This window comes from Chlorobium ferrooxidans DSM 13031, from assembly GCF_000168715.1.
Classification (GTDB): domain Bacteria; phylum Bacteroidota; class Chlorobiia; order Chlorobiales; family Chlorobiaceae; genus Chlorobium; species Chlorobium ferrooxidans.
Window position 1 is genome coordinate 1 of the sequence record NZ_AASE01000035.1, and the last position, 11,713, is coordinate 11,713.

Here is an 11,713-nt window from a genome sequence, read left to right on the forward strand (position 1 = left end):
GGGCACAGTCCCACCTCCCAAGGGGAATGCTCCTTCTCCAAAGGGGAACGGCGCTCCAGGCGCTCCATCCGTTATCAAGGAGCAGGATGCTTCAAAAATGAGAAGATTTCTGTTCCAGCGAACAGAGACTCGTACTACCAAGTGGTATCAGATTTTTGATACCGACAAGGTTGATGATGAGCAGGTAGTGGGTGCTCACCTTGCCCTGCTTGGAGTTCTGGGTTTTCTCATGGCCATCTACTACATTTCCGGCATTCAGGTGTTTCCATGGGGTGCACCGGGATTTCATGACAGCTGGTTCTATCTGACGATCAAACCTCGAATGGTCTCTCTCGGTATTGATACCTACAGCACCAAAACCGACGATCTTGCCTTTGCAGGTCAGAACCTTCTCGGCTGGGCAGGGTATCACCTTTTAGCCGGTTCAGTTCTGATTTTCGGTGGATGGCGTCACTGGACCCACAACCTCACCAATCCGTTTACCGGTCGTGCAGGTAACTTCCGCGACTTCCGCTTTCTCGGCAAGTTCGGCGATGTAGTCTTCAGCGGTACCAGCGCCAAATCATACAAGGATGCGCTCGGACCTCATGCGGTTTACATGTCGCTGCTCTTCCTCGGCTGGGGTCTTGTGATGTGGTTTATACTTGGCTTTGCTCCGATTCCTGATTTCCAGACGATCAATGCCGAGACCTTCATGTCGTTTATCTTTGCGGTAATCTTTTTCTCTCTTGGTATCTACTGGTGGAACAACCCTCCGAATGCAGCCACTCATCTCAATGATGATATGAAGGCGGCATTCTCGGTACACCTTACGGCAATCGGCTATATCAACATTGCTCTTGGTTGTATCGCCTTCGTTGCTTTCCAGCAGCCATCATTTGCCGCATACTACAAACACCTTGACACACTTGCTTTCTATATCTATGGAGAGCCATTCAACAGGGTGAGCTACAACTTTGTTCAGGAGGGCGGCAGAATCATCTCCGGCTCGAAAGAGTTTGTTGATTTTCCTGCTTTTGCAATTCTTCCGAAGAATGGATCTACTTTCGGTATGGCAAGAACCGTGATCAACCTGATCACCTTCAACCATATTATCTGCGGTGTGCTCTATGTTTTTGCCGGAGTTTATCATGGTGGCCAGTATCTTCTTAAAATCCAGCTTAACGGCCTCTACAGCCAGATCAAGTCAGTCTTTGTCGCCAAGGGTCGTGATCAGGAGGTCCAGGTCAAGATTCTCGGAACAGTCATGGCGCTCTGTTTTTCAACCATGCTCTCTGTTTATGCTGTTATCGTCTGGAACACCATCTGTGAACTGAACATGTTCGGTACGAACATTCTGATGTCGTTCTACTGGCTGAAACCACTTCCGATCTTCCAGTGGATGTTCACTGATCCAAGTATCAATGACTGGGTTATGGTTCACGTTATTGTGGCCGGTTCACTCTTCTCATTGATCGCGCTTGTACGTATTGCATTCTTCTCGCACACCTCTCCACTGTGGGATGATCTTGGTCTCAAGAAGAACTCCTACTCCTTCCCCTGCCTTGGCCCGGTCTATGGCGGTACCTGCGGTGTATCGATCCAGGATCAGCTCTGGTTTGCTATGTTGTGGGGAATCAAGGGTCTTTCTGCAGTCTGCTGGTATATCGATGGTGCATGGATTGCATCCATGATGTATGGTGTGCCTGCGGGCCGATGCAAAGGCATGGGACTCTGTTGCCGGACTTGCCCATCACTATTCAGCTGGTATCTTCTACTACTTCTGGACAGAGACGGTCAACATCTTCTCCAGCTCGCATCTTTCGACGATTCTGATGATCGGTCATCTGATCTGGTTTATCAGCTTTGCCCGTATGGTTTGAAGATCGCGGTTCCCCGTCTTGAACGTGCTGATATTCCCAGACCAGAACTATCCGCTGGCTTGGAAAGAAGTTCCTCAACCGTGATGTTGCGTTCCGCTTTCCGGTACTGACGATTTCAGACTCGAAGATGGCAGGTACATTCCTTTATTTCGGCGGTGTATTTATCCTTGTCTTCCTGTTTATCGGAAACGGATTCTATCAGACTGACTCCCCTCTGCCTCCGCAGGTTGGTGATGCAGCGGTATCAGGTCAGGTTCTTCTTACACAGGTTGTTGACTATCTGATGAAGCTGGTCGCCTGAAACTCTCAGAGCCTGAGCGGTTATACTGCTCAGGCTCTGTTTATTGCTACTAAAGTCTATTCTGTAATTTAAGAGGAGGGTTTTTATGGCCGATCCTGTACAACAGCCAGATATATCGTCAGTGCCAGCCTCAAAGGCCAAGCCAGTTCCGCCGAAAGCGGCAGCTCCGGCGGCCAAGCAGGCTGAGGCAAAACCAAAGGCTCCTGCGCCGAAGCAGGTTGGAAAGCCAAGGCTTGAACCGCTTAACGTTAATCTTGGAAGAACCGGTATTGCTTCGGAATCTCTTCAGCCGATAAAGAAGGCGGCAGCGAAACCGGCACCGGGCGCAGCGCCGGCTGCACCGGGAGCTAAACCTGCACCGGGCGCAAAGCCTGCGGCACCAGCAGCAAAAGGCGCACCGGCCGTTCCGGGAGCCAAACCGGTACCTGGTGCAAAACCTGCGGCACCTGCGGCCAAAGGTGGTCCTGCTGCACCGGGAGCCAAACCCGCAGCGCCCGCCGCACCAGCAGCTAAAGCTGCACCATCCGCCGGACCGAGAGCAAAGTCTCATTATTTCATCATTGAGAATCTCTGTGTCGGCTGCGGTCTCTGCCTTGACAAGTGTCCACCAAAAGTGAAGGCTATCGGCTACAAGTTTTATGGTGATGTTCAGGAAGGAGGTTTCAGGGCCTATATTGACCAGGATGCCTGTATCTCCTGCTCTGCCTGTTTCTCTTCTGATGAATGCCCTTCTGCGGCATTGATAGAGGTGCTTCCTGACGGGGAAGTTCTTGACTATAAATTCACCCCGCCGGAGCGGCTTGATTTCGATCTGCGCTTCCTTCACCGTTTTCACAGGGAGTCGAGTTAGAAGAGTAGTGAACTTGTTCTCTTCTCACCGTAGTTTTATAAAAGCATTGCTTCACCGGAGCAATGCTTTTTTTTTCGAATATCACCTTCTCTCATGCAGGATACTTATTCCTTACAGCCGGAACAATCCGGAAGCTTACATACGGACGATGCTGTAACGCAAAACAGGGTACTGGTCATCATTCCAACCTACAATGAGGCTGAAAATATCGGCAGGCTGCTGAACGATCTGGAACGGCTTTACCCCTCAACTGTTGAGATGCTGGTGATTGATGACAACTCTCCTGACGGAACAAGGGATATTGTGCGATCACTGCAGACCGTGATTTCACGTCTGCACATGATTACACGGGAAAGAAAGCTGGGGCTTGGTACGGCCTACCTTACCGGTTTCCGTTACGCCCTTGAGCACAACTACCGGTATGTTGTTGAAATGGACGCAGATTACTCACACGATCCGGTGATGATCCGGGAACTGCTTTCGGCGATGACGGGTGCTGATCTGGTTATCGGTTCCCGCTACATGAATAATACGGTTAATGTTGTCAACTGGCCGCTTGGCCGCCTCATCCTTTCAAAACTTGCCAGTATCTATACCCGCATGGTAACAGGATTACCGGTCGCTGATCCGACCAGCGGATTCAAATGTTTCTCTGCAGCAGTATTGCGTTCACTTGATCTTGACCGGATAAATTCCCAGGGCTACTCTTTTCAGATCGAGATGAATTTCAGAGTTTGGAAAAAAGGGTTCACTATACGGGAGGTACCTATTGTCTTTGTTGACCGAACCGTAGGGAAATCAAAAATGACCAAACAGAATATCCGGGAGGCTATCCGGATAGTCTGGCTGCTGAAGATAAAGTCAATATTCGGCCTCCTGTAGGGGCTGACCTGCGCGTCATCGGGATTTCTCACCTGCTGCGCAGGATTCGAAATGACAAAAAGAAGGGGCAGTTCCGACCTTCAGGACTGCCCCTACAGGGATTCTTTTATGCCCCTTTTTCGGCGATAATCTTCTGGGCGATATCGGGCGGCGCCTCCTCATAATGGCTGAAGCTGTAGGTATATCTTGCCCGGCTCTGGGTCAGGCGAGTAAGCGCATGATGGAACGGAGTCAGTGCTGCCTGGGGAATAAGAGCCCGGATGATCTGCATCCTGACGTCAGCCTCCATACCGAGTATTTTACCCCGCTTGCTGGAAATATCACCGACAATTTCACCGGTGTACTGATCCGGAGCATAGACAGTCAGGGAGTAGAGCGGCTCAAGCAGGAACGGTTTGGCCTTTTCGAAAGAGGCCTTGAATGCCATACTTGCTGCAATTTTAAAGGCAAACTCTGAACTGTCAACCGGGTGAAATGATCCGTCATAGGCCACTGCTTTAAGATCAACCACCGGATAGCCGGCAAGGATACCGTGCTCAATGGCTTCATGCAGTCCTTTTTCAACAGCAGGGAGGTAGCGTGTAGGCACAACACCACCGACCACTTCGCTTGCAAAGCTGAATCCCGAGTCACGCGCTACCGGTTCCAGACGAACCCAGACATCACCATACTGCCCTCTGCCGCCGGACTGCTTTTTATACTTCCCCTGGGCTGAGGAGGGAACACGAATGGTCTCACGGTAAGGGATCTTGATGGGGGAGATATCAACCTTGACATTGAATTTTGCCTGAAGGCGGCTGATGATGGTTTCAAGGTGGGTTTCACCAAGGGTTTTCAGTATGGTCTGGTTAAACTCAACATCATGATCAATGGCAAAACTCGGGTCCTCCTCATGCAGATGGTGCAGGCCGGATGAGATTTTGTCTTCATCACCCTGGGTGAGCGGGATGATGGCCGTGGCCAGTACCGGTACCGGAAACTTGATCGGACTGATCCTGCAGAGCGTTCCTTTGTCGGCAAGGGTATCATTGGTGTGGGCATCCTTGAGCTTGACAACCATACCGATATCTCCTGCGAGGAGCTTGTCAACGGGGATTTTTTTCTGGCCGAGCATGGTGTATACCTGTCCCGGTTTTTCAATCTGTCCGGTCTGAACATCAATCAGTTCATGTCCGGTTTCAAGATGGCCCGAATAGACCCGTAAAAAGGAGATCTCTCCGATACGGGGTTCAGACATGGTTTTGAAAATAAATGCAACGGTGGGGCCGTTCGGGTCAGGCTGCAGAAGGTTCTCTTTCTCATCGACCGTACAGATGGTGTGTTCAGGTCCGCGTTCAATCGGTGAGGGGCAGAGATTGACGATTGCGTTCAGGAGGCGTTCCGAACCGATAAGATGGAGCGGTGAGGTGCAGAAAACAGGGAAAAAGGTTCTGGTCAGCAGCGCCGATTTGATTCCTGAGCGCAGCTCCTCCTCGGTAAGGTTTCCGACTTCGAAAAACCGGTTCATCAGCTCTTCGTCGGTCTCCGCGACCGCTTCGACAAGCTCCTGATGCATCTCTTCGGCACGCTTCAGATAGAGGTCCGGAATCTCGGAGATAGTCATGCTGCCTGGTTTATCCGGGCTGAACTCTATCTGCTTCATCATCAGGACATCGATAAGGGTATGATGTCCGAGGCCCTCTTCTGCGGGAAATTGAATGGGTGTGACAAGGTGGCCGAAATGATCCCGAAGCTCCTGCACCGTATTGTTAAAGCTGGTTCTTTCGGCATCGAGTTTTGTCAGGATGAACATGACCGGTTTATAGTACTCACCGGTATAATCCCAGATGATATCCGTGCCGACTTCAACGCCGGTTGCGGCATTGACGGTCATGAGTACGGTATCTGCCACCCGCATGGCTGACTTGACATCGCCGTGAAAGTCAAGCAGACCGGGTGTATCGATAATGTTTATTTTCTGTTCGTTCCAGTACCCGTGAATGAGGGAGGTGTTCAGACTGTGTTGGCGCTCGATTTCATCATTTGAGTAATCCGAGAGCGTGTTTCCGTCTTCAATACTTCCGAGGCGATTTATTACTCCCATGGAGAGAGCAAGTGATTCGCAAAGCATGGTCTTGCCGCTTCCGGTATGACCAGTAATAACAATGTTTCTCAATTGATCCGGCTGTACTGCATGCATGGCAGAACTCCTTTGTTGAATTAATGATGACCTCTCCGGTCGGTGTTCGATAAATGCGGTGCGGAATCATTCTGTGAAAGGAAAACCGCCCGAGAAGTAATTAACAAAAAAAAGTACTATTTGCTGCCGGGTGAACAATGAAATGGTTGAGAAAAAAGGATATATTTTCAATTCATGGCTGAACCATAATCACCGTTCAGCTCCGGCCTATGCAGTACGCTCATAACAACAATAAATATATTTCGTTATGCCAATTATCAGGAAGATTCTTGCTCGTCAGATCCTTGATTCAAGGGGAAATCCAACGGTTGAAGTTGATGTCTATACCGAAACCTCCTTCGGCCGGGCCGCTGTACCCAGCGGCGCTTCTACCGGTATCCATGAAGCTGTCGAACTCCGGGACGGCGATGCGGGCATCTATCTTGGAAAAGGGGTACTCAAGGCGGTTGACAATGTCAATACCGTTATTAATGATGCGCTTGAGGGAATGCTTGTGACCGAGCAGGAGGAGATTGATCAAGCGTTGCTTGCTCTTGACGGTACGCCGAACAAGGCGAAACTTGGAGCAAATGCCCTGCTTGGTGTTTCACTTGCCTGCGCCAGGGCCGGTGCAGAGTACACCGGACTTCCGCTTTACCGCTACATAGGCGGAACGATGGCCAACACGCTTCCCGTTCCGATGATGAATGTGCTGAACGGTGGAGCACATGCTGATAATACGGTTGATTTTCAGGAGTTCATGATCATGCCGGCAGGCTTTGACACCTTCTCTGACGCGCTGCGTTGCGGTGCTGAAATATTTCACGCGCTCAAGGCTCTGCTGAAAAGCAAGGGTTTGAGTACCGCTGTCGGTGATGAGGGCGGTTTTGCTCCGAACCTCCGCTCAAATGAAGAGGCCATTGAACTGGTCATCGAGGCTATCGGCAAAGCCGGTTATAAGGCAGGTTCTCCGACCGACAAGGGCGGGCTCGGCGAAGCGCAGGTTATGATTGCCCTTGACCCTGCAAGTTCCGAATTTTACGATTCCGCAAAGAAGCGCTATGTCTTCAAGAAATCATCCAAACGGGAGCTGACCTCACAGGAGATGGCGGAGTACTGGGAGAAGTGGGCCAGTGACTACCCGATTATCTCCATTGAGGATGGTATGGCTGAGGATGACTGGGAGGGATGGAAGATGCTGACCGACAAGATCGGTTCACGTGTACAGCTTGTCGGCGACGATCTCTTTGTGACCAACAGCAAACGGCTTGCTGATGGCATTGAGCGCGGTGTAGCCAACTCCATCCTGATCAAGGTCAACCAGATCGGGACACTCACCGAGACCCTTCAGGCTATTGATCTTGCGAAATCCAATGGTTACACCTCAGTCATCAGTCATCGCAGCGGTGAAACCGAGGACAGCACGATTGCCCAGATTGCCGTAGCGACCAATGCCGGCCAGATCAAGACCGGCAGCATGTCCCGTTCGGACCGTATGGCAAAGTACAATGAACTGCTCCGTATTGAAGAGGAGCTTGGTGATCAGGCCCGCTATCCGGGAAAGAGAGCCTTCAGAGTCTGAATAGTGTGCAGGGAACCCTTTTGCTGAAAGGGTTCCCTGCATTTATACCGGTGTCCGTTTTTTTACCTCTGCACTACCCGGCCAACCATAGCGTTTTGTGACTTGAAGAAGATTATCAACACTATATGGGAGCAAATCCGACTGAACCCGAAAAAGTATTTTTTCAGGTTGGTGTTTGCTTTTTTTGTTATCTGGTTTCTTTTTGATGACTTCGGTATTGTCAAAAGAGTCCGCATGGAAGCCGAGCATCGTCTGCTTATTGAACGCCTGAAAGTTGAGCAGAAGAAAATTATTGCCAATGAGCTTCGCATCCAGCATGCTCATGATCCTGACAGTATCGAAAAAGCGGCAAGGGAGAAATATAATTTCCGTAAACCGGGTGAAACCCTCTTTATCATTACCGATAAATAGTTCTTCATCCAAGCGTTCTACCATTCAATGTATCAGTATCGTCGCCGTTTAACCAGGGAAGTCCCTTTTGGAGCCCTGGTACTGGGAGGCTATCAGCCTGTCAGGGTAGAGTCCATGACCAATACGCATACCATGGATACCGTGGCAACTGTTGCCCAGTGCCGAAGGCTTTATGAAGCAGGGTGCGAGATTATCCGTCTTACCGTTCCGACCGAAAAGGATGCTGAAAATCTCAGGAACATTCGGGATCAACTCCGTCGTGACGGAATTGCTACGCCGCTTGTTGCCGACATTCACTTTTCACCGAAAGCAGCGCTCAAAGCGGTCGAATTCGTGGAAAATATTCGAGTCAATCCAGGCAACTATGCTGCCCGACCGAAGTTCTCAAGTGATGAGTATTCGGAAGAGGAGTACCTCCGGGAGATTGAACATGTCCGTACAGAATTTACTCCCCTTGTAGAGAAAGCCCGTCAATTCGGGGTATCAATGAGAATCGGTACCAACCACGGGTCGTTGTCCGACCGTATTGTCAGCCGGTTCGGTAACTCGCCGGAGGGGATGGTTGAGGCGGCTCTTGAGTTTGCAAGGTTCTGTGAAGAGCTCGGCTATTACGATATCCTCTTTTCGATGAAAGCCTCAAACGTCCGGGTGATGATTCAGGCTTACCGGCTTCTGGTTGAGAAGGCGGACGGGGAGCTTAAACATGCCTATCCGCTTCATCTCGGCGTCACCGAGGCCGGGGATGGTGATGAGGGGCGGGTCAAGTCGGCTATGGGTATCGGAGCGCTTCTTGAGGATGGTCTTGGTGATACCATTCGGGTCTCTTTGACTGAGGATCCGGTTAACGAAGTTCCTGTCGGTTTTGCGATCGTGAAGAAGTATAACGATTTCCAGCTTGTCAAGGGTGACAGGGGTCATATTCCCATAGGTCAGGTGGTTGAAAACCGTAATCGGCATAACCCTTCCCAGGAGAAGCCTCCGTTCTCGCCATTCAGTTATCAGCGTCGTCTCTCCCGCAAGGTTGAACTTGCAGGGATGAGGGTTGGGGGTGATGAGACGGTGCGAGTTGAAACAGAGCTCCACACCCCGCTCTCTAAAATGGATGGGGTTTATGCGGAGGCGCTCAAAAGGCTTGCACCCGAAAAACCACAGGATGCAATCCGTTCGGAGCTGGTCTCTGTGCGTGTAGAGAGCAGTGAGGATCTTGACCATCTTGAGCAGCTTCAGGCAAGACTCGGGGATCATGGTCGTTTTGTCGCTGCTTCTACGGGAGATCTCTCCCTTTTTGTCCGTCTGCTTGATAAAGTCTCAAAAGCAAGGTTTGATATTGTGGAGGGTGAACGGCTTGATAAAGAGCTTCTCTGCCATCTTAAGGGTGAGCGCCTTGCCGCTGTCGAGCTCTGTTTTCTTCATGAACAGGCGACAGCCTCAGCCCCAGCCGGTGTTCTTCTGCATCTTGCTGAACAACTGCACCGGCAGGGGTGTGAACGGCTCTTTTTTTCCGTGCAGTCAAACGATGCGCTCTTTGCTTCCCGGCGACTTGTTCAGGCATTCAACAGCCGTTCACTGGACTATCCGATCATTGTTCGTTACAGGGAGAGTGCTTCGGAACGGCTTGACTCGCTGATCAGCACTTCCGTTCAGACCGGGACGCTCTTTTGTGACGGTATCGGTGATATGCTCGCACTCCAAACCGGGCTCTCTGTGGATGACGAGGTCAATCTTGCATTCAATATCCTTCAGGGTGCAAGAGTCAGGATGTCCAAAACCGAATTCATCTCCTGTCCCGGCTGCGGCAGAACCTACTTTGAGCTTGAACAGGCAACGGCCGCCATAAAAAAGAGAATGGCTCATCTCAAGGGGTTGAAGATCGGCATCATGGGTTGTATTGTCAATGGCCCGGGAGAGATGGCCGATGCTGATTTCGGATATGTCGGAGCCGGAAAAAACCGCATCAATCTCTATGTAGGAAGAGAGTGTGTTGATGAAAATATTTCGGAGCAGGTTGCTGTTGACCGTCTCATTGAGCTGGTCAAAGAGCGCGGAAAATGGGTTGATCCAGCATAACCGGGAGCCATGGCTGTGCCGCCCTATAATCCCTTTGCTGCGGATTGTTCCCTGCGTTATGTGCTGATTACCGGTGCATCCATGGGTATAGGAGCGCTCTTTGCCCGTGAATTTGCCAAAAGAGGCCGTCACCTTGTGCTTGTCGCCCGTTCAGCCGAAGCCATGCATATGCTGGCTGAAGAACTTCGCCGGAGTTGCGGTGTCAGGGTTGAGGTCTTTCCTGCCGATCTGCGTAATCCGGGGAGCCCCGAACGAATCCTTGAGTTTTGCCGCCTCCGCCATACCGAGGTCGATCTGCTCATTAACTGTGCCGGGCTTTCGCGTGCCGGTGATTTTGATGATATCCCCCCCGGCAGGATCGATGAGATTGTGATGGTCAATATGATGGCTCCGGCAAAGCTTATCAGGCTTTTTCTTCCCGATATGATTGCAGGAAAAAAGGGGGGCATTATCAATGTGGCCTCTCTTGGAGGATTTCAGGGCGTTCCGGGGCTCGGGCTCTATTCGGCAACCAAATCATTTCTCATAACCCTGACAGAGGCGCTTCATGCTGAGCTGAAAAAGAGTGGAATCAGTGTTACTTCGGTTTGTCCGGGCTTCACTGATACCGCTATTTTTGAACATTCAGGTCATAACCGGACGCAGATACGTATGCCGGTTTGTAAGCCGGAAGTTGTTGTTGAAGCGGCAATTAAAGGCCTGATGAAAAACAGGATGCTTGTCTATCCCACTCTGCTTGACAGGGTTCTGGTCTACTCCCAGAGGGTCGCTTCCAGAGGGATAGCAATAGGGCTTGCCGGTTTTTTTGCAGGGATAAGGAGTGATAGATAAATTATTCCTTTTTTCTTTGTATAATTGAAATCGCTCAGTATATTACCTGCCCTGTTTTTTGAAAGAGCTGCTGGTGTAGCTCAATTGGTAGAGCAGCTGATTTGTAATCAGCAGGTTGCGGGTTCGAGTCCCATCACCAGCTCTGGATTATCGGGTAGGTAGCGAAGTGGTTAAACGCAACAGACTGTAAATCTGTCGACTATGTCTTCGGAGGTTCGAATCCTCCCCTACCCACACTCTTTTTTCGTGTGTTATGCTGATGTAGCTCAGTCGGTAGAGCACTTCCTTGGTAAGGAAGAGGTCATCGGTTCAAGTCCGATCATCAGCTCAGGTTCTTGGGGTTTTGTTGGATACGTCAGTAGCTTAATTGGTAGAGCAGCGGTCTCCAAAACCGCAGGTTGGGGGTTCGATTCCCTCCTGACGTGCATGAAGAGAGGTATATCACTGTAGTTTATTCCGGATTCTTATTCATGAGTAATTATATCGGTAAAGCGGGTCAGTATTATCGCGATGTGATCAATGAGATGCGGAAGGTTGTCTGGCCGGGCAAGGAAGAGATAAAGGATTTGACGATTGTCGTGCTGACGGTTTCAGGTATACTTGCCTTGTTTACGTTTCTTGTCGACTGGGTCATAAATTTCGTTATGGGAAAGTTATTGTAAGAAACAGAGTTAAGGTGAATTGATGAGCGCAAGAAAAAAGGACGTCGATATTCAGGGTGTTCCGGTTGCACGCTGGTATGCACTCAGGATTATTCGGGATCCTCTAG

General features: G+C 50.4%; 8 protein-coding genes, 4 tRNA genes and 1 pseudogene. 12 read left to right on the top strand and 1 reads right to left on the bottom strand.

From position 1 onward, the window contains the following. From CFERDRAFT_RS11120 to CFERDRAFT_RS11130, 3 genes and pseudogenes are all read left to right on the top strand, one after another. Positions 1-2,163, top strand: a pseudogene (locus CFERDRAFT_RS11120) (photosystem I reaction center subunit IX); the annotation flags it as partial. 85 nt (positions 2,164-2,248) lie between these two features. Next, positions 2,249-3,013, top strand: coding sequence for an indolepyruvate ferredoxin oxidoreductase subunit alpha (locus CFERDRAFT_RS11125; protein ID WP_006367338.1), 765 nt, complete (start codon positions 2,249-2,251; stop codon positions 3,011-3,013). 93 nt (positions 3,014-3,106) lie between these two features. Next, the gene (locus CFERDRAFT_RS11130) at positions 3,107-3,895 is read left to right on the top strand and encodes a polyprenol monophosphomannose synthase (RefSeq protein WP_006367339.1); all 789 of its coding nucleotides are present in this window, start codon (positions 3,107-3,109) and stop codon (positions 3,893-3,895) included. Positions 3,896-4,001: 106 nt separating this feature from the next. Here CFERDRAFT_RS11130 and CFERDRAFT_RS11135 read toward each other — a convergent pair whose 3' ends face one another. Then, positions 4,002-6,074 (bottom strand): elongation factor G, encoded by a 2,073-nt coding sequence (locus CFERDRAFT_RS11135; protein WP_006367340.1) that lies wholly within the window; start codon positions 6,072-6,074, stop codon positions 4,002-4,004. 247 nt (positions 6,075-6,321) lie between these two features. Between CFERDRAFT_RS11135 and eno the strand changes: the two genes are divergently transcribed. The 9 genes from eno to secE all read left to right on the top strand — a co-directional run bounded on the left by eno (position 6,322) and on the right by secE (position 11,606). Beyond that, complete coding sequence (eno, locus tag CFERDRAFT_RS11140) at positions 6,322-7,635, top strand: phosphopyruvate hydratase (RefSeq protein WP_006367341.1); 1,314 nt, start codon at positions 6,322-6,324, stop codon at positions 7,633-7,635. 102 nt (positions 7,636-7,737) lie between these two features. Further along, positions 7,738-8,046, top strand: coding sequence for an FtsB family cell division protein (locus tag CFERDRAFT_RS11145; RefSeq protein ID WP_040433821.1), 309 nt, complete (start codon positions 7,738-7,740; stop codon positions 8,044-8,046). Positions 8,047-8,073: 27 nt separating this feature from the next. After that, positions 8,074-10,113, top strand: coding sequence for a (E)-4-hydroxy-3-methylbut-2-enyl-diphosphate synthase (gene ispG / locus CFERDRAFT_RS11150; protein WP_006367343.1), 2,040 nt, complete (start codon positions 8,074-8,076; stop codon positions 10,111-10,113). Positions 10,114-10,122: 9 nt separating this feature from the next. Further along, entirely contained in the window at positions 10,123-10,944 is an 822-nt protein-coding gene (locus CFERDRAFT_RS11155) for an SDR family NAD(P)-dependent oxidoreductase (protein ID WP_006367344.1), read from the top strand. 69 nt (positions 10,945-11,013) lie between these two features. Further along, a tRNA-Thr gene (locus CFERDRAFT_RS11160) sits at positions 11,014-11,086 on the top strand. A gap of 10 nt (positions 11,087-11,096) precedes the next feature. Next, positions 11,097-11,178: transfer RNA gene (locus tag CFERDRAFT_RS11165), tRNA-Tyr, on the top strand. A gap of 21 nt (positions 11,179-11,199) precedes the next feature. After that, positions 11,200-11,272 (top strand) — tRNA-Thr (locus tag CFERDRAFT_RS11170). Between the two features lie 24 nt (positions 11,273-11,296). After that, positions 11,297-11,369 (top strand) — tRNA-Trp (locus tag CFERDRAFT_RS11175). Between the two features lie 45 nt (positions 11,370-11,414). After that, entirely contained in the window at positions 11,415-11,606 is a 192-nt protein-coding gene (gene secE, locus CFERDRAFT_RS11180) for a preprotein translocase subunit SecE (protein ID WP_006367345.1), read from the top strand. Positions 11,607-11,713 lie beyond the last annotated feature (107 nt).

What these genes read in the sequence shown, in the direction of transcription:
- secE (WP_006367345.1), top strand. Translation starts at nt 11,415, where the DNA reads ATGAGTAATTATATCGGTAAAGCGGGTCAGTATTATCGCGATGTGATC.
- CFERDRAFT_RS11155 (WP_006367344.1), top strand. Translation starts at nt 10,123, where the DNA reads ATGGCTGTGCCGCCCTATAATCCCTTTGCTGCGGATTGTTCCCTGCGT.
- ispG (WP_006367343.1), top strand. Translation starts at nt 8,074, where the DNA reads ATGTATCAGTATCGTCGCCGTTTAACCAGGGAAGTCCCTTTTGGAGCC.
- CFERDRAFT_RS11130 (WP_006367339.1), top strand. Translation starts at nt 3,107, where the DNA reads ATGCAGGATACTTATTCCTTACAGCCGGAACAATCCGGAAGCTTACAT.
- CFERDRAFT_RS11135 (WP_006367340.1), bottom strand. Translation starts at nt 6,074, where the DNA reads ATGCATGCAGTACAGCCGGATCAATTGAGAAACATTGTTATTACTGGT.
- eno (WP_006367341.1), top strand. Translation starts at nt 6,322, where the DNA reads ATGCCAATTATCAGGAAGATTCTTGCTCGTCAGATCCTTGATTCAAGG.
- CFERDRAFT_RS11125 (WP_006367338.1), top strand. Translation starts at nt 2,249, where the DNA reads ATGGCCGATCCTGTACAACAGCCAGATATATCGTCAGTGCCAGCCTCA.